The organism is Lysinibacillus sp. FSL H8-0500 (assembly GCF_038051955.1).
Classification (GTDB): domain Bacteria; phylum Bacillota; class Bacilli; order Bacillales_A; family Planococcaceae; genus Lysinibacillus; species Lysinibacillus macroides.
Genome location: NZ_CP150292.1, coordinates 186,698 through 208,623, shown reverse-complemented (window position 1 = coordinate 208,623; position 21,926 = coordinate 186,698). Strand labels below are relative to the sequence as shown.

Sequence of the window (21,926 nt, the reverse complement as noted above, 5' to 3'; positions counted from 1 at the left end):
CTACTCATCCTCACTTATACTTAAAATAATTGTCACCACAACACCTACAACCGTTAAAGCTACTCCCGCTTCAAAAATGGTTACAGTTGAAAATCCCATTTCCCCAAATATAGGTACATTTATATACGTATATGTTTGTGTTAAAAAGGGCACATCGAAAAATAAGGAGCCTACCGCAGTTCCTGTAGCAAGCAGAACACCCAAAGCGGCCACCTTTTTAAAATCGAATGGCATCCCTTTATGCACTGTTTCAATATCATAGGCAAGATAGAGCAACACAATACCGGAAGCTAGTACAAGCCCACCTATAAAGCCGCCGCCTGGAGCATGATGTCCCGCAAAGAACAAATACACACCAAGCGTTAAAATAATAAACACAACTGCCTTGGTAACCGTTCTTAATATCACATCATTAATTTTCATGATCCGCTTCCTCCTTTCGTGGCTTAAGCTTTATTAGTGTATAAACCCCTAAGCCAGCAATCAGAAGAACAACAACCTCTAGCATCGTATCAAACGCACGGAAATCTCCAAGTATTGTATTTACAATATTTGAACCACCAGCCAATTCATAAGAATCATTAAAATAGAGAGCTACTGACTCAAAACGATCATAATGTACTACTGCTAAACCTACAATTGTCACCGTTGCCCCTACAAAAATGGAAATAATAGCTTTTGACCATTGCACTTTTTTAGGAGGAGCCTCAGGCATTAAATCTGGCAAGTATTTAAAACATAACAGGAATAAAGCGGTTGTCACAGATTCAACAACTAACTGTGTCAATGCTAAATCGGGTGCACGGAAAATCACAAAGAAAAAGGCAATGGAGTAACCTAATACACCATTTAATAACATAGCTGTTACGCGTCCCTTGGCAAAAATCATCCAGATAGCTGCAAAAATCATCACAAAGACAAGAATTAATTCGTAGTATTCCACAACAGCATCCTTGTCAAAGTTAAATACCATAGCATCTGACCAAATAAAATAGCCTGCAATTAGGGCAATAAAGAATATATATATATATACGAAATAATGTGTTAAATTACCTGTCATATATTTACGAGTGAATGTTGCTGAGCCGCTTTCACTCATTTCAAGCAGCCGATTGTAATAGGCATTAAACGTATATTTTTGTGAAAATATCCGATAGAGCGGCTTCCAGCTCTTTAATGTTTTAAAGAGAATTGTCCCAAGAAGAATCACACCAATTGTCATCCATAATTCTGGACTTAAGATACCATGCCAAGCGTGAATATGTGGTGATAATTCACCTGCTGTTGGGAAAGTAGGATAAATACTTGCCATAGCAGGCTCTAAAATATAATGACCTAACACATTTGGGAAGAAAAAGATCCCTACTACAAACAAACATAAAATAAGTGGCGAAATCAGCATGCCAAATGGAGCCTCGTGTAGTTTTTTATCCAATTTCTCAGGCTGTAGTTTCCCCAAAAATGTACGACTAATTAAAATCATGCTGTAAACAAACGTAAAGACACTTGCTATCCATGCGATGACTGGAAATAAAAGCCCCATATCAGCTATGGAGAATGCTTCCACATCTCGAATAGCTAATACTGCTGCAAAAAACATCTCCTTACTTAAGAAACCATTAAATGGCGGTAATCCTGCCATTGACAAACTGCCGATAACAGCAATTGTAAATGTAACAGGCATAAAGGCCATTAAGCCACCTAAACGACGAATATCACGTGTACCTACCTCATGATCGACAATACCGACCATCATAAATAATGCACCTTTAAAAGTGGAGTGATTCACAAGATGAAACAATGCTGCAAAGCTTGCCTGTGTGTAAATAATAGAACTTTCTACATAGCCATAATAATGTCCAACAGAGCCAAGACCAAATAGACTCATAATTAAACCTAGCTGACTCACTGTTGAATAGGCTAATAAAGCTTTTAAATCTGTTTGGCGTACAGCATTAAAGGAACCCCAGAATAGTGTTACAAGCCCAATAGTGCTAACTAGCCAGAACCAGATCGCCTCTCCGCCAAAAACAGGAGAGAAACGGGCAACTAAATAAATACCTGCCTTCACCATTGTTGCTGAGTGTAAATAGGCACTAACAGGAGTTGGTGCCTCCATCGCATCAGGCAACCAAATATGGAAAGGGAATTGAGCGGATTTAGTAAAAGCCCCTAATAAGATTAAAATTAGTGCTGGTGTAAACAAAGCATGGTCGCGTATGATCTCTACATTTGCTACAATGTCACGAATGCTAAATGTATTGGATGCTACATAAAGCATCAGGAAACCAGCAAGCATGGATAGTCCACCAAAGACTGTAATGGTCATTGCTTTTTTAGCACCTGCACGCGATGCTTTTCGATGATGCCAATAGGCAATTAATAGGAACGATGACACACTTGTTAATTCCCAAAATGTGTATAATACCATTAAGTTATCTGAAAAGACAACACCAAGCATGGCACCCATGAATAGTAATAGATAGCAGTAAAAATGATGAAGAGATTCTTTCGTTGATAAATAAAAAATAGAATATAAAATGACTAAACTACCTACACCTGTAATCAGCAAGCCAAAAATCATACTGAGCCCATCAAGGTAAGTTGTGAAATTTATATTAAAAGAGGGAATCCACTCATATGTATGGATAAACGTTTTACCCTTGGCAACTTGTGGAATGTAGCGTATAAGTAAAAGAAATAAAAGTAATGGAACTGATAAAACAAACCAGCCAAGATGTGTGACACGCCTTAGTCGCTTATAAAGCAATGGGATAAGCGCAGCACCAACAAATGGCAGAAGTATTGCGATAAGTATTGTAAGCAAATAAAAACCTCCTACTATCAAAATCATCTAAAAATTTGTGGTGATTGGAATATTTAGTGTTAACACTAGAGAAATTTGTTCAAGCTAAGGAACATATCAGATGGTGATTTTGAATTTTTTGCAAACTGCATGGGGTAAGAAAGTGTCGATTATTACCTTCTTAAAAGATAGCATGGTGATAGATGAAAACACAAAATGCAAAGAGGTTACAAGCTCATCACCTCTAACCCTGTATAAGCCTAAATAACTTGTGAAAAATCAAATAATTTATACAAATAAAAATCAGTCATATCAGCATTATAAATACACTTGACTATCTAATTAACAGCCTGCATAATAGTGTTTCATATGGCAACATATTTACCTAAATGCATACAATGCATAAATTAAATAACTTATAATTATTGATTTAAGCTTAATTTTTCAAGGGTTTTCCAATATATTTTCATTAACTTTTATACATTTTTAAGTATACAATATTAGTGAATAGAATGCACTGTAACAGCATTGATTTTAGCTGTTTTAGGATAATTTTTTCAAAATCAACAGTGAGTAAAATACCAACAGATAAGAGGTGTAGATTTTTTATGAAGCATGTAAAAGGGCGTTTGGATGAAAGTATATTAGTTTGTGTTTACTATGGACGAAATGGCGAACGCTTAATACGTCGTGGTCACAAAATGGCCACAATGCTAGATTGTCCACTTTATATTCTTTCAGTCGATTCGCAGCCCCTTGATGCATTTGACGCAGAGAAATCTAATTACATTGAAGAATGGAAAGAGTTAGCAGAGGAACTTGAGGTTGAAAAATTCATTTTACAAGATAATGAAAAACGCCCTATACAAAAGGTGATTGCAGAGGTCGCAAAAAATTATGGCATATCCCAAATTATTGTAGGGCAAAGTGCACAAAGCCGCTGGGAGGAAATTACGAAAGGCTCCTTCTTAAATGTGCTGTTAAAAGAGGTGCCTTTTGTGGATTTTCATATTGTTGCTGTTCAACGTCCCACGGATGATGATGCAAATGAAACATATGAAAAAGGTGTGCGTGCTTACTTAATTAAAGAGCATGAAAATTTTAAAGTAGCATTTACATGCCCGAAATATGTATCCATTGAAGGTATATTTTTCAAAGAAATTGGTACGGATTTTGACAATGGAATTTTTAAGTTTACTTACAACGATAAAATGCATGAGGTTCATATTTCTGAAGGCTATGTAGTCGATCAAGAGAAGCTTCCTGGAGAATTTTTATCACCATTAAGACAATAATATGGAGACACCCTTTACGCCGAGTGTGGAGGTATAGGTACGCCATGTTTTTAAGAAATATTTAAAATAAAAGTGAGGACTGTTGGAAAAGAAAAATCCTTTTCGACAGTCCCTTTTTGCTAGGCTGTAGTTGAAGCTGGTTTGTCTTTTGGTAAGAAGAAAGCTATTAGCAATAATAAAGGCAATAAAGAAACGACCATCATTGTAAAATCAATGCCTTTATGATCCATTAAAATACCGATTACCATCGCCCCTATTGCCCCCATACCAAAGGCAAAGCCAGTTGTTAAGCCAGCCATTGTGCCAATTTTTGTAGGCACTAGCTCCTGTGCGTAGACAACCGTTACAGAGAAGCTAATCATAATCAAGGTGCCGATAATGACTAAAAATAGCACTGCTGTCCATAAAGGCACATATGGCAAGGCTAAACAAAATGGCATAGGTACCACTACTGATAAAATAATAACGTTTTTTCTACCAATACGGTCTGATAAGGAGCCACCGAAAAATGTCCCCACTACACCAAAAGCCATAAAGGTGAAAATTAGTATTTGTCCTAATCGAAGGCTTACGTCATAATGCCCCATTAAATAAAAAACATAAAAGCTTGTAATATTGGTTGTATAAAATGATCGTGCAAAAATAATTGTAAATAATAATGCTAATGCGATACCGACTTGTTTTTTTGTTAAAGGCGGCAATGTGGACACTAATACTCGCTTTTTCTTCGCGATGCGCTCTTGCTCTAATTGCTTCTTGTACCATCTCGCAATTTTACTCAATAAAATAATGCCAAACGTTGAAGCCACTAAGACAATTGCTGCGCCACGCTGACCAAAAATATCAAAAATATAGGCGCTAATTAATGGTGCAAGTGCCTGTCCTGAGTTTCCTCCAACCTGATAAATTGATTGAGCTAGCCCTCTTTTAGAGCCTGCCGCCATAAATGATACTCTTGATCCCTCTGGATGGAATACTGCTGAACCAAAGCCTAAAAATAATACAGCAATAAGAATAACCCAATATTGTGTTGTAAACGCTATAACTGCTATACCAATAAAGGAACTAATCATTCCTATCGGCAACGCATATGGCATTGGTTTTTTATCACTGACAAAGCCTACAACAGGCTGTAATGCGGAGGCAAATATATTTAAAACAAATGAGATAAGCCCTATTTGTGTAAAGGTTAGCCCTAATTCACTTTTAAATATTGGGAACATCGCTGGAATAACAGCCTGCATTGTATCATTAATAAGGTGCGCAACACCTATTGCAATCATAATAGGATAGACTGGATTTGTTATATTTAATGGTTTATTCATGCTGTCACCTCTTTTTTCACATGATGTTTATACATAATTGTCGCATACTATTGACCTTTTTGCACAAGCTATAAAATGACAAGCTGTAAAAGGAGCTGATATAGATATGGAGAGCTTTATTCATGCCCATTTCTGGGAGATGATTTTAAGAACAACCCTTTCCTTCTTTGCGTTACTAATTTTAGCCCGTATTCTAGGGAAAAAGCAATTGGGCCAGCTAACATTTTTCCATTATATTACAGGTATTACATTTGGATCGATTGCTTCTGAAATTGCCTCACAGGAGGAAACACCATTTTTAGATGGCATGATTTCTCTTATCTGGTGGAGTGCTTTAACGTATTTAATGACCTTGATTACTATTAAATCTAAAAAAGCCCGTGTCCTCGTTGACGATAAGCCTACAATTGTTGTACAAAATGGTCTTATTTTAGAATCTGCCTTAAAGAAAAATCGTTTGCATTTAGATGAGCTAACGATGATGCTTCGTGAGCAGGCTATTTTCTCTGTTCAGGATGTGCAGTATGCATTACTTGAAACAAATGGTAAACTAAGCGTGCTACAAAAAACTTCTGAACAGGTTGCGACAAAGCAGGATGTGAAAGCAGACGTATCACCACCTACTTATTTACCCACTGAGGTTATTTCTGATGGACAGCTTATTAAAGAAAATCTTGTGGAGCTTGAATTAACAGAAGACTGGGTAATGAAAAAACTGAAAAAACAAAATGTGCAGACTGTTGAGGATGTCTATTTTGCACAAATTCAAACAAATGGTTCTTTATATATCAGCTTAAAAGATAAGGCGAGACACTCAAGCTCATAATTGCTTGTTGTCTCGACTTTTGTTAGTCTACCTTTACAATATCTAAGGGCGTAATAATACCAATTAACTTTTGATGCGGTTTGCCATGCTCGGTTATTAATAATGCCTCAAAGCGCTTCCCTCTTTCGACCCCTTGTTTAAAAATCTCCTCCGCCTCATAAATCGTTATACATTTACTGACGAATTTGTAATTTACCCTATTTTTCTCATGTGTTAAAATATCATGCAATGTGGGAATCCTATTTGGCACTTGACTATGATGATCGCCCATTGTTGAGGCAAGCCAATTAGTAATACCTACTGTTGTAATAAGTCCTCTAAATTGCTTATTATGGTAAACAGGGAATTGCGTATATTTTCGTTGTCGTATAATTTTCAATACTTGCCTAAGGGAATCATTCTCTTGAAAAACAAGCACGCGCTTACGAAACATTTGTCCTACAAGTATTGGCTTAGCTAAGGTAGCGTCTATGTATTCAATTCTCTCTACTACGTCTGGATGTGGCTCTGCAATTACATAATTTAAAGAAATACGATGATGTACGATTGCATTGCGTAAATCTGCATAGGATCGCAAATCATCCTCATATTTCTTCACCAGCACATCTTTTCTCTTTGCTTGCTCAATAAGACGAGAAAACGGTATAAAATCCTTTGCGCCAATAATATCTCTTAATCGATGGTCTATCCGATTAAACGCTGTTAGGAAACGATCGGAATTTTCAGTCCCCACTTTTTATGTACCTTCTTTCTATAGTAATCTATATATTTTCCGAGTTATTTGACAAATTTCGAGTTACATCCCCATTATATTCCTAAGTTATAGAGATTCCAAGAATGTAATTTTACAATCCCTCTTGTAAGTGACGTAACGTCATTTTATATAATGTCATTAACAGAGAGGAGGATTCGTTATTTTGCTTACGATTCACAATGTATCCAAACAAACTGGTATTTCTGTTCGAACACTACGTTACTATGAGGAGATTGGCTTGTTACTTCCAATAGCAAAGACGGAGGGTGGACATCGGATTTACGGGGAGAATGAGCTAAAAATGCTCCAACAAATCGTATTTTTAAAGGCATTAGGCTTCAAGTTGAAAGAAATTCAAACCCTTATCAATCATTCATGGGAGTGGGAAGCAAGTTTAGACCATCAGCTAGCTTTCATAGCAGAGGAACAAAGGAAATTACAGCAGATGAAAAGCGCTATCCTTGGATTAAAAAATGCTTCAGCTATCGAAGGTGGGTTAACAGAGCCCCTTATTCAAAAGTATATTAAGCTTTCAAGTCAGGAGCGAGATAAAAAGCAAGCTTTCCGCAAGCAAATTTTTACAGCTACCGAAATAGGGCTTATTCAAAAACTGCCTAATTTAAATCGTAATGATCCTAATTCTTTAGAGTGGATTGGTTTATTAGGTCAGTTAGAGCAGCTACGTAAGGAAAGCCCTGAGGCACATTCCGTTCAATGTATTATCAAACGAATGATGGAAAAGGCTGAAGTAGAATATAAAGGAAATGATACATTTTTAGAAAAGATATGGGCAATACGAAGGTCGCCTCACAAATCCGAACAAATGGGCTTATATGCTTTAGAGGAAGATTTTTTACATTTTATTGAGCGGGCTTTTCATATTTATGAAGCAAAAAATCAGACGTTAGGAAAGCCACAAACATGAACATAGAAATGTTGCTGCTGATTGGCGCCTTAGCTTTATTAGATATGTTTAACCCTTCTATTATTGGCGTATCTGTCTATATATTACTTAGGGCTAAAAAACAACAAATCCAGCTTTTACTCACCTATCTAATGACTGTTGCCTTGTTTTACTTTAGTACTGGAATTTTTTTAATGTTAGGTCTCGGTGTTATCTTCAACCCCATCTCTAATTTGCTAGATAGCTACTCTGCTCGATTAACTATGACCATTGTGGGAGCAATTTTATTTATTGGCAGCTGGTTAGTACCAAAGAAAAAGGCAAAAGGGGTACCTAAACCAAAATCTTTACAGATGCGTGCTATGATAGCGTTAGGTTGCACTACCTCTATTTTAGAAGTTGCAACAGCTCTACCTTATTTTGCTGCAATCGGCATTTTAACGAGCCATCATGTAGCGTTTTATGAATGGTTACCAATATTAGCAGGCTACAACTTAGTAATGATTGCACCTGGGATTATCTTGCTTTGTTTACATCTATTATTTCGACAATTTATGAATAAATCCCTAAGAAAAATTCAAACCCTTTTTGATCAAAGTACAAGTTCTCCCCTTTCTTGGATCATGTTCTTTGTGGGACTGATTTTACTTATAAATGGTGGGATGATTTAATGTAAAAAACGGTAAAAATCCATTATACATTGGTTTTTACCGCTTTGTACTCTTTAGATTTTTGTTATAGAGGCATTTCTTTTCATCATCATTATACCAATGCTAACACAGATAATTATCAATGCTACAGTAATTATCAGGCTCCACCAGTAATCTGACATCTCTACTGTTCCTTGTACTTGTAAAATGCCATAGCTTGCTAGTTTCCATGGCGATATTGTCCAAAAGATTCCTACAGTCATATCCATTATTTGCCCTGCAAAAATAATAGTAAATGCACATGTAGCAGCAATAACTGTTTTAAAACTAGCACTCATCATTAATGATACTGCTATAACAAATAACAGCCAAATATAATACGTAAAAAAGCTGGAGAAAAGCACTTTTATATCCATTGCTCCATATAAAATACTTGTGTAATAGATATTTGCTGCAAAACCAGCTAAAATGCTAACCAAGCTAACTGTGCTACTCACGATAAATTTACTAAGGAAATAAGCACCAAATGAGATGGGGCGTACATAAAATAATGTCGCCATGCCACTAGCACGTTCTTTACTAATTGAGCCTACAAAAGTCACCATCATTACTAACAAGCCTATTGTTTGAAACTGTCCGATAGAGGCTTGCAATAAATCAACTGGCATTAATTCCGGTATTAGCATTTCAAAGCCCTCAGGTACATTTCCAACAGCCTTTAAAATATCCATCATATAATAATTCGTTAGTGGATCATTCATTCCAAGCAAAGCAAACACAAGCGGGATCCACAAAAATTTCCAACTCCGCCAAGCTTTTTTATATTCCTTTTGCAGAAGTACACTGAATCCTCTCATGCTTTTTTCGCCACCTTCATAAAAATTTCTTCTAAAGATGCTGTTTGTCTCTCTACTTTTCGGATTGTATACGGACATTCACTTAAACGCTGTAGCAGCTCTTTCATCGTTGGCTTCTCATTGATAAGCGCCACAAATACATAACAGCCTTTTACGCTGTCAGATGAGCTTGCAAAAAGCTTTGCCTCTTCTTCGGTATCAAATTCAATAACATAATTTTGCTCATCAAAACGTTGTCGTACCTCACGTAATGTTCCCTGCTCCACTAGTTTGCCATTTTGCAAAAATAACAGCTGATCTGTCATTTCTTCTGCATCATTTAGAATATGTGTTGAATATAGAATGGTTGTCTCTTGCTGCAATCCTTTTAATAAATCAAGCACCTCTCTACGTCCAACTGGGTCTAATGCTGATACAGGCTCATCTAATAACAATAATTTAGGCTTATGCACAATTGCTTGGGCAATACCGAGACGTTGCTTCATGCCACCAGAAAATGTTGCGATTTTTTTTTGCTGAGCATTTCCTAACCCTACAAATCCTAGTGTTTTCTGTGCCTCCATTTTCGCCTGCTTTGCTGCTACTCCATTCAGCCTTGCAGCCATTTCCGTAAACTCCACTGCACTTAACCAAGGATGAAACTGAGGATATTGAGGTAAAAATCCTATATTTGCCCGCAAATCACCTGCTTGCATCTTGACACTGCCAGTAGTCGGCTTTAAAAGTCCTGTTAGCATAGAGAGGGTTGTCGTCTTACCAGCACCATTAGGCCCTATTAATGCCGTTGAAGTTTTTTCTTCTAACAAAAAACTCACATCATCTACAACTCTATGCTCTGCAAATTGCTTCGTTAAACCTGTTACTTGAAGTAATGTTGTCATGACTGCCTTCTCCCTACTATAAAATACGCAATAGAGCCTATAAGATTGGCAAAGATAATAATAAACACCCATAAAATTTTAGGTCCATTTGTTGCATAAATTTTGCGCAAATCGATCAGTGCTACAATCATTAAAATAAGTTGAACAACGATTAATGGAGCTATTACTGCCCATGGAACCTTCGCTAACTCCTCCATCATACAAATCACCCCATATTTTGTTATATATTTAATATAACAAATCTGTTCTAATATGTATATAACAAATATGTTGAATGCATTAATTTGGTTAAGCTATCCATTTATTTTGTAGTCCTATCCGTCATTTTGAGCAATCTATCCATACAAAAAAGATGCACCATGGACTGGCACATCTTTTTCACTATTTATATAATTTTTGCAAAGCCTTTTCCATTTTTGGGCGAATTGTTACTTGCGGGCGTGCTTTCCTGACTGTGGCTTCTGCTTCCTCTAATGACTGTGCCATTCCTAGCTCTATTAACGCAGCTGTAGCTGCTACGCCTGCACGTCCTCCACCACTTCCACAATGAATATATATCTTCTGCCCTTCCTTATAGGCTGTAGCAATTTCCTTCGCTACTTTTTCAACCGAAGATGCCACAACTGTATCCTCATCTGCAATAGGTAGATGCTTGTAAAGATAAGAAACTGCCTCCTGCTCCTGTGATGACAGTCCATTAACACGTACATCGATTATAATATCAACGGATTCTTGTTCAAAGGCTGCTTCTGCATCTTTAGCACCGCCAAAAAATATTTTATCTTTTATTAAAATATCGTAGTTTTTCTCCATTTTCTACACACCTCATAAGATTATTTCAGCAAATGCTTAATATCTTGATAATATGGTAGAGCTGTTAATGCACCTGCTTTTGTCGCGGCTAAAGCACCTAATTTATTGCCAAAGCTTGTACAACGCACAAGCTCTTCTTTCGTTGTAGGTAAACCGTTATAGTGAATATCGCGTAATACCCCTGCCATAAATGCATCTCCAGCCCCTGTTGTATCTACAGGCACTACTTTTTCCGTTGGCACATGGATAACCTCACCATTTAGCACAGCATATGTGCCATTTTCTCCTACTGTTACTAAAATAATAGGCACTAGATAGCTGTTTAATTGTTCAATACCTTCTTCTAAGCTAGTTGTCTCTGTCAGAAAGAATAATTCATCGTCCGTTACCTTTAAAATATCGACATCCTCAAAAAATGATGTGATCGTATCTCGGCAAATTTCCTCGCTGCTCCAACGTAACGGGCGAATATTGGCATCCATCGCAATAATCGCTCCCTTGTCCTTCGCCATAGCTACAGCAGCTCGTGTTGTAGCCAGCGCTGTTGGATGGAACATTGTACCTGAGCACACTGTTAAAGCAGAGGCATGTTTAAAAGCTTCTTCATTTAATTGTGCTGGTTCAACTTGTAAATCGGGTGTTTCATCCACATAATCTTTAAAAATACGCTCACATGCCTCTGTTAAATGCACGTAAACTCCACTAACACGCTTAGCTGGATGAAATACGGCATAATCTAGCTTTACACCCTCTTGTGCAAGTCCATCACGTACAAATTGAGAGCCCTCATCATCCCCTGTAATCGTAATTAATACGGAAGGTGCACCAATGCGGCTAATTCCTGCTGCAACATTTACGGTTGCGCCTCCCATATATTTAGTAAAAGATGTGTTTGTCACATCATCTGCAATATAGTCAATAAAAGCATCTCCATAGACTACTATAAATTCCTGATCTTGCTTTATCATCATTATCCTCCTGAAGGTCTAGTCATTATAGATTACCATGAAAATTGTCAATCTATAAAGATTTTTACTCTTGACATTTTTTCATGACAAGCTGGAAAACTTGAGTCATCCGCTATCTTTGTTATACTTGCCTATAGGAAGGTAGGGATTTTCAAGATGACTATTACAATTCGACAAGCGCAACCACAAGATGCCCATGCCGTTGTGCCTTTAATTATCGATGCCATTGGCGATATTGCTAATCGTTTAACTGGCGAGCAATCAGCGGATGCTGTTATGCAGGAACTAACAATTCTTTTTCAACGTGACGACAATCGGCACTCATACTTAAATACCTTTGTCGCTACGGAAGATGAACAAATATTAGGGATTCTTGTTTATTATTATGGTGCACATGCCATTGAAATGGATGCCAATCTTGTACAATGGCTAGCTACGAAAAATGCTCCATCCATTGTAATTGATCGTGAAGCACATGAGGATGAAGCCTATATTGATACGGTTTGTGTAGCACCAACAGCGCGCGGGAAAGGTATTGGTACATTATTATTGCAGTATGCAGAGGAGCTAACAAAGCAACGAGGCTATACAAAGCTATCATTAAATGTTGAAATCGAAAAAGAAGATGCTCGTCGTCTTTATGAACGATTAGGCTTTGTCATTACAGAGCCATGGTCCATTATTGATGAACCTTTTCATCATATGGTGAAACAGTTTTAGGAAGTGACAACATACATCTATGAAAACAAATTTTATTTATCCTCTTTTGATTGTCATTGCCTCTAGTAGCTACGGTATTTTATCAACAATTATTAAAGTGGCTATGCAGCATGGCTTTACAACAGCAGAGGCCGTATCAAGTCAATATATTATTGGCTTTATGCTGGTTGCGCTTATCTTTGTTATGACACAAAGACAGTTGCCAAAGCCCTCTAAAAATGGCTTATTGATTTTAATTTGGTCAGGTATTTTTACTGGAACAACAGGTATTGTTTATGGTGAATCATTGAAGTATTTACCCGCATCTCTTGCAGTGGTAATGCTTTTTCAATTTACATGGATTGGTCTACTCATCGACTGTGTGCTACATAGAAGATGGCCAAGCCGAGCAGAGATCATTTCTCTTATTATTTTATTTGCAGGTACTATTTTAGCGGCTGGGGTTTTAAATGTAGACTTAAGCGGTATTCCGATCCAAGGTTGGCTATTTGGCTTTGCAGCTGCCGTAACCTTTGCTTGCTTTATTCAATTTAATTCTCGACCTGTAGAGGGTGTAACAACAACATCAAGGGTGCTAATTGTTTCATTTGTCGCCCTTATTGTAATTAGCATTTTCCTTAGCCCTGAAATTATTTGGAATGGTCAATTATTTATGCATGGCTTATGGAAATTTGGACTAGCACTAGGTCTGTTTGGTATTATTTTGCCAATTTATTTATTCTCTATTGCTATACCTAAAATTGGGGGCGCTCTTGCATCGATTCTGAGTGCCATTGAATTGCCAGTGGCAGTTACAGTTTCAGTTATTGTTCTGCATGAGCCTTTAACAATTTTACAAGTTATCGGGATTGTTTTTGTGCTTGTAGGCATGATGCTACCGACAATTGTTGCCCAGCGTCGACAAAAAAATACTCTGCCCAGTATGAACGGGCAGTAATATAGCTATGCTGTAAGCTATTTCAAAATCTAAGCGGAGGATGAACTTCCCATAAATATCTAATTGGTGAAATCCTAGTAATTAGCGGGGAATGAAGAAAACCCCTCTAATGGAAAGTGACATCTTTATAAATCGCCAAAACTCCTTAAAAATGGAAATATTCCTTTTTAAGGAGTTTTTTTAACTTTTGCTGAAATGCCATTGCTAACAATGATAGGCTTCGCTATGATGAAGTGGAATGCAACTTTTTTAATAATTCTAACATTAATATTCCCCCTGCGGATTATACTGCAATATGCAAGTACCTTACTTTGAGAAAGGGGAATATAATGAAAAAAACACGCATTCTTAGTTTTTTACTTGTGTTGACACTTATTTTTGTGGCTGCCTGTAGTTCTAATGACAGTAAAAACTCTACAAATAATGACAAAAAAGAGGTAGCAGCTACAACACCCTCAGGCAAGCTTGTGATCTACACAGGGCGTGATGAGGCAATGGTGCAACAGGTGATTGATCAGTTTAATGAAAAGTATCCAAATATTGAAGTAGAGTTTTTAACAATGGGCGCACAACAAATTTTAGAACGTTTACGTGGGGAAAAGGCTAATCCACAGGCTGATTTTTGGTGGGGTGGCACACAATCAGCCCTTATCGTTGGTGCGAATGAGGATTTACTACACAGCTGGCAGCCTAGCTTTATCGACGCTATTGAGCCGGATCATAAAGATGCTGCTGGACGCTGGTTTGGCGAGATGCTACTGCCTGAGGTTATTATGATTAATAGTGATGTACTGACAAAGGAAACAGGGCCGCAGGATTGGGATGAGCTACTAGACCCTAAATGGAAGGATCAAATTTTAATTCGCGGTGTACTGGCATCGGGTACAATGCGAACAATTTATTCCTCTATGATTGTACGACAGGATGCTGTTTCACCTGAAAAAGGTTATGATTGGCTATTACAATTAGATGCCAATACAAAGGAGTATACACAAGATCCTAATGCATTGTATTTAAAGCTTACACGTCAAGAAGGCAGTGTTTCATTGTGGAACTTGCAAGATATTTTATTAAAGAAATATACAACTGATTATCCTTTTGACTATATTTATCCAAACAGTGGTGCACCTATTTTAGTTGATGGTGTAGCAGTTGTAAATAATGCGAAAAACCTTGAAAATGCGAAGCTATTTGTAGAGTTTTTATTTGAAAAAGAGATGGTGACACAATTAGCAAATGATTATTATCAAATTCCAACACGTTCTGACATTGATAAGTCCTCTATGCCAGAATGGTATCAGGAATTAAATTTAACAACATTTGATATTGATTGGCAGCAAATGTCCGACAAAGAGACTGAGTGGATGGAGTACTGGGATAACAATATTAAAGGACGCGGGAAATAAGCATCAGGGTAAAAATTCGGCTTAGTTGGCGGATTTTTACCTTCCTATATCATCCACTAATTCTTTGTTGGAGAGGAGCTTGTGCTTGAAAAGTGTCAAAATCGAAAATATCTCTAAGCAATTTGGTCAAGTATATGGTGTGAAAAATTTGAACCTTGATATAAAAGCGGGCGAATTTTTTACTTTTCTAGGACCTAGTGGCTGTGGAAAAACAACGACCTTACGAATGATTGCTGGCTTTTATTACCCCACAAATGGTCATATTCTTTTTGATGAGCAAGATGTTACCCGATTCCCACCAAATAAACGCAATATCGGTATGGTTTTTCAAAATTATGCCCTTTTCCCGCATATGACGGTTGATGAAAATATTGCATTTGGCTTACAGGTACGCAAATTTTCAAAGGTTGAGATTCAGCAAAGGGTTGATCGTATTAGAGGACAAGTACATCTAGCCGCCTATGGTAAGCGAAAGATTAATGAGCTATCTGGTGGTCAACAGCAACGGGTAGCCTTGGCAAGAGCACTAGTCATTGAACCTGATATTTTATTGCTTGATGAGCCTTTATCTAATTTGGATGCAAAATTACGTGAGGAAACACGTGTTGAAATAAAACGTATCCAATCTGAGCTAGGTATTACCACTATTTACGTAACCCATGACCAAATGGAGGCAATGGCGATGTCAGACCGAATTATGGTCATGGAGGATGGCAATATTAAGCAAATTGGTACCCCTCAGGAAATTTATCATCGACCTATTAATCGCTTTGTCGCCAATTTTATTGGGGAAACAAATTTAATTGAAGGGACAATCGAAGCTATTGATGGAGAGGATATACAAGTCATCACAACAAATGGACTTGTTTTCACTGGGCGAAAACAACAAAGCTCTCCAACTTTCAAGCATATGATTGGAGACAAAGTATTTATTTCGATTCGTCCAGAGTCTATTCATTTAGGGGCTGGGGATAACACTTTAACAGGGAAAATTACATTTGTAGAATTTACAGGTATCAGTGTTAATTACATTGTAGATTTTACGGCATTTTCACTTAAAGTAATGATTATTCACTCTTATGACCAAATAAAGAACATAGGTGAAGATATTACCATTAATGTTGCCTATGATTCACTGTACTTTTTAGGAGAATAGGAGGGAGCCAATATGGAAAAACAGCCTGTCAATGCATGGACACGAATGACACATTCCAATTGGTTTGTCTATCTATTAATAGCACCGTTATTTTTAGTGTTGTTAGCCTATGTGGTATACCCCTTCTATCAAACCTTTAGTCAAAGCTTTGCTGGTGATGAGGCTTTCATTCATTATAAAAAATTCTTTGATATTGCCAGTCCCGCAAATTTAGAGGCTTTGTGGACCAGTATTTATATCTCTATTATTAGTGTTATAAGTTGTGCGATTGTTGGCGTAACGATGGCGTTTTTACTTGAACGCTATAATTTCCCAGGGAGGCGAATCCTTTCTATCTTAGTATTAGTCCCTATGGCACTTCCTCCCCTTGTAGGCGTACTATCCTTTTCATTTTTATATGGAGATAGCGGTATTTTTCCACGATTCTTCCAGCAACTATTTGGGCTAGAGCAAGTACCGTTTTCATTAAAAGGAATTTGGGGCGTTATTGTTGTTCACACCTTTACGATGTATACCTATTTTTATTTAACTGCCTCTGCTGCGATCAAAGGACTTGACCCCTCTTTAGAAGAGGCCGCAATCAGTCTAGGGGCGGGTCGTATTCGCATATGGACTAAGGTCATTTTACCAATGCTGACACCATCTATTGTAGCCTCTTCTTTATTGGTATTTATGATTTCAATGGCTTCTTATACCGCACCATTAATGTTTGGTGTTGAGCGTACAATGACTATGCAAATCTATTTATCTCGAACCAATGGAAACCTTGAGATGGCAGCAACACAGTCGATGATTTTATCCTTTGTCTCTATTACGTTTTTAATCGTTATGCGATGGTATCAAAATCGGCGTAATTATCAAAACCTGAGTAAAGGAATTAGTGTCCATCGTTCTGAAGTATCTTCCAAAGGAATGAAAATTTTTGCAACAATTGCCTCCTTTGTTGGTACATTCATGTTAATATTACCAATATTAGTGTTAATATTAATATCCTTTTCTGTCGATGGCGCTTGGAAAACGCAAATTCTCCCTACTGATTATACATTTGATCACTATATTGCACTCTTTACGGATGAACGCACATGGCGTCCTATTTGGAACTCTATTCAAATGGGCGTTATCGCTACAGCTGGCAATATTATTTTTGGTGTCGCTGCTGCCTACGCTATGGTGCGTTTAAACTTTAAAGGGAAAACGTTGCTGGATATTTTAATTATGGTGCCTTGGGCATTACCAGGGACAGTTGTCGCTGTTAATTTAATTGCTGCCTTTAGCACAGAAAATATTTTTGCTTTTAATCAGGTGTTAATCGGAACTTTTTGGATTTTGCCATTAGCCTATTTTATTAGACATTTACCACTGGTTTTTCGTTCAACTTCCGCTTCCCTAGTACAGCTAGACCAATCAATTGAGGAAGCATCTCGTGGTTTAGGAGCTACCTGGTGGTATTCATTTAGACGTATTGTTGTGCCCTTAACATTTACTGGGATATTAGCAGGTACATTATTAGCACTAGTTCAAAGCTTTGGTGAATTTGTTGCATCCATTCTTATTTATAGCACATCCACTATTCCATTATCTGTCGCAATATTTCAAAAATTATATGCATTTAAATTTGGGACCGCCTGTGCTTATGGTGTTTTACAAATTTGCTTAATATTAGTTGTCCTTATTATTTCTGAAAAATTATCGAAAGGCAGCGCTGGCTCAGCCATCTAGCTGCTAAACTGTTAGGAGGCCATTACAATGTTTGAAGATTTTCGCAACAAAACACTGCAAGAGGATGGGATGATATTCCCGTCTAACATCTACCGTCAAATTGTTTTACAGCCAGCTTATGACGAAGCCAAAAAAAATTTTTTAACAATCATGCTACAAATTAATATTGCTCATTTAAAAATGCTAGAAGAACAAGGACTTGTTACAACAGATGAAGCAAAGCAAATTGGGGTTGCTCTAAAAAAGATAGACTTAAATTATTATCGTTTAGAGGAATACAATCCCCAATATGAGGATTTATTTTTCCGCATTGAAAATAAATTAATAGCGTTTGCTGGGGATGTTGCTGGAAATCTTCACATTGGAAGAAGCCGTAATGATATGGGCATCGCCATCTATCGAATGACACTCCGAAAGAAATTATTATTATTAATGCATGAATTACTTAAATTACGTGATGATCTGATTGCTGCTGCCGAAGAGCATATCGATACCATTATGATTGGCTATACACATACACAGCAGGCCCAGCCTACAACCTTTGCACATTATTTAAAGGCGGTTATTGACCAGCTTGAGCGTGATTTTGAACGGATGCAGCATGCCTATAAAACGGTCAATCGTAGTAGTATGGGTGCTGCTGCATTAACAACAACAGGCTTTAATATCAATCGAGAGCGTATGCGTGATTTGCTAGCGTTTGATGATATTATCGAAAATGCATGGGATGCTGTGGCAGGTGCAGATTATATTGCTGAAACAGCTAGCATTGTACAGCTCGCTGCATTAAACCTTGGGCGTACATCTCAAGATTTCTTATTATGGGCTACCCAGGAATTTAATGCGTTTACGCTAGCAAGTCCCTATGTACAAATAAGCTCAATTATGCCACAAAAGCGTAATCCAGTGTCAATAGAGCATACACGTTCACTGCTATCCGCCGTTGTTGGTGATGCAAGCACTGTATTACAAATGGTGCATAATACACCTTTTGGCGATATTGTTGATACAGAGGATGATATGCAGCCTTATTTATGGCGTGCTATTGACCGACTAATCGGGATTTATAACCTATTTGGCTCTCTTGTTGTCACAATGGATGTGAATAAGAAAAAATTAAGAGATCGTGCAGAAAATAGCTTTGCCAATGTTACGGAGCTTGCTGATACATTAGTGCGCTCAGAGGGGATTTCATTCCGTCAAGCACATAGTATCGTGAGTAAATGTATTAAAGTTTTACTTGCTCATGGTGAAGAATCGCTTGCAAGCCTTACATGGGGTCTTGCCAATACACAGTCAAAATTGATTACAGGTAAGGAATTAAATATTTCTCAAGAGGACTTTTATGAGACATTAAAGCCAGAATCTTTTGTTGGTGTTCGAACATTACTTGGTGGTCCTGCCCCAGCTACGATGAAGGCAGCTTTGGAGCGCTCAAAATTAAATACACATCACCTTTATGAATGGGTTCGTTTAAAGGAAAGCGCTATTTTCGAAGCAGAGAAGCAATTAACAATATTTATAGAGGAATGGAACTAATGACAAAATGGCTATTGATTATTGATGGCGGAGCAACCAAAACAGCGTGTGCCGTTGTGCATGCAGATTCTGGCGATATTCAATATACAACATCAACAAGGGGCTCTAATTATCAAGCGATTGGTGTTGAAGCAGCTACAGCAGTATTACAAGAGCTTTTAGCAAATATCGACACCTTTTTGCAAAAGCATTCCCCTGCTCACATTGCTGTAGCTACCTTTGCATTAGCGGGTATTGATTCTCCAAAGGATCATCAAATGGTCACAGCAATTGTTCAAAAGGCACTATCTACGACACAGCTACATATTGAGACGCTAATTATTGAAAATGACGCTCAGGCTACACTCTTAGGTGTCACAGCTGGACAGGCTGGGGCCTTACTGATTGCTGGAACAGGGGCCATTGCCTATGCCTACGATGGCAAGCAAATTGTCCGTGCGGGCGGCTGGGGGCATCGAGCTGGCGATGAGGGCAGCGGATTTTGGTTAGGACAAGAGGTAATACGAGCTATTTTTAAAATGGAGGATGGTCGGGGCGAGCCCACTATTTTAAAGGATGCTGTCTATCATTCGCTTGGGATAGAAGATGTCACAGAGCTTGCTGCATGGTTATTCCACCCTTCTTATACCAATGCTCAGCTCGCGAAGATAGGAGCTTTTGTTGCAGAGGCAGTAAAGCGAAATGATACGTGTGCCATTCAAATCTCACAGCAAGCGGCTCATGAATTGACACTACTTGCAAGTGCTGTATTAAAAAAGATTGGCTATCAAAGCGGGCCATTCTCACTTTATTGTAATGGCGGTGCTATCAAGCATAATCCTTTAATTCTAAAAACATTTACAACGCAAATAACATCTATGTATCCACAGATTGATATTTCTTTATGCCAGCATCAACCTATTACTTATCTTATTGAACGTACAAAAAGGGCGTATGACTGTTAATCAGTCATGCCCTTTTCTCTTAATTATAGTGCCATTTTCTTTGGTTCATCCGTTGTAAAATAGAGATAGCCATCCTGCACAAATAAATCCTTGGTATCTTCCCTATTTAATAGCTGTTCGCCGCTTCCATCAGGACGAATCTTCGTTAAGTATGCCCCTCGTGAATAATTACTAAAATAGAGCCAGCCATCCGAGTAAACAATATATTGAGCGCGTGAATTTGTGACACGCTTTGTTTCCTCTGTTGTCATATCCAGTACATACAATTTATTATCATCAGCAATATGACTGAAAAATAATTGATTACCAACCTGCGCAGGGAAATCTATATCATGAAAATAGCTATAAATCGTACTTGTTGCTTTTGGATAGTCCTCAGCTATCCAAGTATGATCTTGTGCCATTGTACGATCATCCACTAAAAAGTATTGATAGCGAATTGCCCCTTTACGATCTGGTACGGGATCATTCCATGTTGTATCGAGATGATACCAATCGCCACCCAGCTTTACTAAATTCCACGCATGTCCTTCCTGACCAACATAGCCGACAATATACTTTGTCTCAATCCCCAACTTTTGTAGCATTGTATGAGCAAGTAAGGCATAGCCTTGACATACCCCTCCACGCTCTGCAAGCACTGTATAGGCACTATGTGGACTAGAATTAGTGTGCTCTGTATAAACAGTATTGGCAACAATATAGTCATTAACCGCCCGTACTTTTTCTACATCTGTCATTGAATTATCTGTAATTTTCGCAATAATTTCCTGGGCATTCATCTCTACATAGGAAGCCTGCTCTGGTGTCATTAAATAGCTTTGCTCTCCAAAAATGGTTGCCTTATTTCGCCCATATTCAAAACGAATGGTATGCTGACTAATATGACCATACACATAATCATCTCGTTTAATCGCTTTATTATAAGCCTCTTCCACTATTTGCTCAATTCGTTGTGTACTGCCCTTATATTGAATTTCAAATTTTGGTGAAAAGCTACTATAATACGCATACATGGCATCAGCCATTTCCTTGGCATCTGTCACAACTAGCTTCGTTTCTGGTTTCTGAATTGGCGGAGCTGTAGGGGCCACCTCTGCTTGATGTACATCTTCTATCGATGTGGCTGTTTCAATAGGGGCTTTATCTGATAGTTTAGCCGTAACATCTATAATTTTGTCCTTTGTTGACACAAGCATTGTTTCAATATCATCATTATTTACCCATGTCTTTACCTGCTGAACAACTGTTTTCCCAACCGTATAAATAGGATCAATAAAAATAATAATCATCACGATGATCGCTAACTTCTTCCACAAACTCCTCACCTCCAACCCTCTTCTTTTTATTATATACAAAAAAAGCACAAAGAACCCACTCCCAGGTCCTTTTATGCTTCTTACATATTATGGATTCATCTTTGACT

21 protein-coding genes are annotated in these 21,926 nt (G+C 37.7%); 11 read left to right on the top strand and 10 right to left on the bottom strand.

The features are described 5' to 3' along the window. A complete protein-coding gene (locus MHB44_RS01040) occupies positions 1-423 on the bottom strand; it encodes a Na(+)/H(+) antiporter subunit B (RefSeq protein WP_341301224.1) in 423 nt (140 codons plus the stop codon). After that, on the bottom strand, positions 413-2,827 hold the full coding sequence (locus MHB44_RS01035) for a Na+/H+ antiporter subunit A (protein WP_341301223.1): 2,415 nt from the start codon (positions 2,825-2,827) through the stop codon (positions 413-415). The genes MHB44_RS01040 and MHB44_RS01035 overlap by 11 nt, the downstream gene beginning before the upstream one ends. A gap of 587 nt (positions 2,828-3,414) precedes the next feature. Here MHB44_RS01035 and MHB44_RS01030 point away from each other — a divergent pair. Further along, entirely contained in the window at positions 3,415-4,101 is a 687-nt protein-coding gene (locus tag MHB44_RS01030) for a universal stress protein (RefSeq protein WP_341301222.1), read from the top strand. A gap of 119 nt (positions 4,102-4,220) precedes the next feature. Here the strand turns inward: MHB44_RS01030 and MHB44_RS01025 are convergent, their stop codons facing one another. Then, positions 4,221-5,426 (bottom strand): MFS transporter, encoded by a 1,206-nt coding sequence (locus MHB44_RS01025; protein ID WP_341301221.1) that lies wholly within the window; start codon positions 5,424-5,426, stop codon positions 4,221-4,223. 106 nt (positions 5,427-5,532) lie between these two features. Here MHB44_RS01025 and MHB44_RS01020 point away from each other — a divergent pair, with 106 nt between their 5' ends. Further along, positions 5,533-6,252 carry a DUF421 domain-containing protein gene (locus tag MHB44_RS01020; protein WP_341301220.1) on the top strand — a complete coding sequence of 240 codons (720 nt, stop codon included), beginning with the start codon at positions 5,533-5,535 and terminating at the stop codon, positions 6,250-6,252. Between the two features lie 22 nt (positions 6,253-6,274). Here the strand turns inward: MHB44_RS01020 and MHB44_RS01015 are convergent, their stop codons facing one another. Then, positions 6,275-6,985, bottom strand: a complete 711-nt coding sequence (locus MHB44_RS01015) for a CBS domain-containing protein (RefSeq protein WP_341301219.1) — start codon at positions 6,983-6,985, stop codon at positions 6,275-6,277. Positions 6,986-7,169: 184 nt separating this feature from the next. Between MHB44_RS01015 and MHB44_RS01010 the strand changes: the two genes are divergently transcribed. Together MHB44_RS01010 and MHB44_RS01005 are read left to right on the top strand one after the other, a co-directional pair. Beyond that, entirely contained in the window at positions 7,170-7,931 is a 762-nt protein-coding gene (locus MHB44_RS01010; RefSeq protein ID WP_341301218.1) for a MerR family transcriptional regulator, read from the top strand. Further along, positions 7,928-8,581, top strand: coding sequence for a GAP family protein (locus MHB44_RS01005; RefSeq protein WP_341301217.1), 654 nt, complete (start codon positions 7,928-7,930; stop codon positions 8,579-8,581). The genes MHB44_RS01010 and MHB44_RS01005 overlap by 4 nt, the downstream gene beginning before the upstream one ends. A gap of 53 nt (positions 8,582-8,634) precedes the next feature. Here the strand turns inward: MHB44_RS01005 and MHB44_RS01000 are convergent, their stop codons facing one another. The 5 genes from MHB44_RS01000 to MHB44_RS00980 form a co-directional block, all read right to left on the bottom strand. Beyond that, positions 8,635-9,417 carry an ABC transporter permease subunit gene (locus tag MHB44_RS01000; protein ID WP_341301216.1) on the bottom strand — a complete coding sequence of 261 codons (783 nt, stop codon included), beginning with the start codon at positions 9,415-9,417 and terminating at the stop codon, positions 8,635-8,637. Next, on the bottom strand, positions 9,414-10,298 hold the full coding sequence (locus MHB44_RS00995; RefSeq protein ID WP_341301215.1) for an ABC transporter ATP-binding protein: 885 nt from the start codon (positions 10,296-10,298) through the stop codon (positions 9,414-9,416). The genes MHB44_RS01000 and MHB44_RS00995 overlap by 4 nt, the downstream gene beginning before the upstream one ends. Further along, complete coding sequence (locus MHB44_RS00990; protein ID WP_341301214.1) at positions 10,295-10,498, bottom strand: PLD nuclease N-terminal domain-containing protein; 204 nt, start codon at positions 10,496-10,498, stop codon at positions 10,295-10,297. Before MHB44_RS00990 ends, MHB44_RS00995 begins: the two co-directional genes overlap by 4 nt. Before the next feature lie 181 nt (positions 10,499-10,679). After that, positions 10,680-11,111: a dual specificity protein phosphatase family protein gene (locus MHB44_RS00985; protein WP_341301213.1), complete on the bottom strand. Its 432-nt coding sequence runs from the start codon at positions 11,109-11,111 to the stop codon at positions 10,680-10,682. A gap of 20 nt (positions 11,112-11,131) precedes the next feature. Further along, positions 11,132-12,079 carry a carbohydrate kinase gene (locus MHB44_RS00980; protein WP_341302899.1) on the bottom strand — a complete coding sequence of 316 codons (948 nt, stop codon included), beginning with the start codon at positions 12,077-12,079 and terminating at the stop codon, positions 11,132-11,134. A 156-nt stretch (positions 12,080-12,235) separates the two neighbouring features. Here MHB44_RS00980 and MHB44_RS00975 point away from each other — a divergent pair, with 156 nt between their 5' ends. The 7 genes from MHB44_RS00975 (at position 12,236) to MHB44_RS00945 (ending at position 20,500) form a co-directional block, all read left to right on the top strand. Then, the gene (locus MHB44_RS00975; protein WP_341301212.1) at positions 12,236-12,799 is read left to right on the top strand and encodes a GNAT family N-acetyltransferase; all 564 of its coding nucleotides are present in this window, start codon (positions 12,236-12,238) and stop codon (positions 12,797-12,799) included. Positions 12,800-12,818: 19 nt separating this feature from the next. After that, entirely contained in the window at positions 12,819-13,736 is a 918-nt protein-coding gene (locus tag MHB44_RS00970; protein ID WP_341301211.1) for a DMT family transporter, read from the top strand. 329 nt (positions 13,737-14,065) lie between these two features. Next, positions 14,066-15,142, top strand: a complete 1,077-nt coding sequence (locus tag MHB44_RS00965) for an extracellular solute-binding protein (RefSeq protein WP_341301210.1) — start codon at positions 14,066-14,068, stop codon at positions 15,140-15,142. Positions 15,143-15,227: 85 nt separating this feature from the next. Next, positions 15,228-16,298, top strand: coding sequence for an ABC transporter ATP-binding protein (locus tag MHB44_RS00960; protein WP_341301209.1), 1,071 nt, complete (start codon positions 15,228-15,230; stop codon positions 16,296-16,298). A gap of 12 nt (positions 16,299-16,310) precedes the next feature. Then, positions 16,311-18,017, top strand: a complete 1,707-nt coding sequence (locus MHB44_RS00955) for an iron ABC transporter permease (RefSeq protein WP_341301208.1) — start codon at positions 16,311-16,313, stop codon at positions 18,015-18,017. 27 nt (positions 18,018-18,044) lie between these two features. Then, entirely contained in the window at positions 18,045-19,556 is a 1,512-nt protein-coding gene (gene argH, locus MHB44_RS00950) for an argininosuccinate lyase (RefSeq protein WP_341301207.1), read from the top strand. Next, complete coding sequence (locus tag MHB44_RS00945; protein WP_341301206.1) at positions 19,556-20,500, top strand: BadF/BadG/BcrA/BcrD ATPase family protein; 945 nt, start codon at positions 19,556-19,558, stop codon at positions 20,498-20,500. Before argH ends, MHB44_RS00945 begins: the two co-directional genes overlap by 1 nt. Before the next feature lie 23 nt (positions 20,501-20,523). On the opposite strand, the gene MHB44_RS00940 is transcribed toward MHB44_RS00945, so the two are convergent. Next, the gene (locus tag MHB44_RS00940; protein WP_341301205.1) at positions 20,524-21,828 is read right to left on the bottom strand and encodes a transglutaminase domain-containing protein; all 1,305 of its coding nucleotides are present in this window, start codon (positions 21,826-21,828) and stop codon (positions 20,524-20,526) included. Positions 21,829-21,926 lie beyond the last annotated feature (98 nt).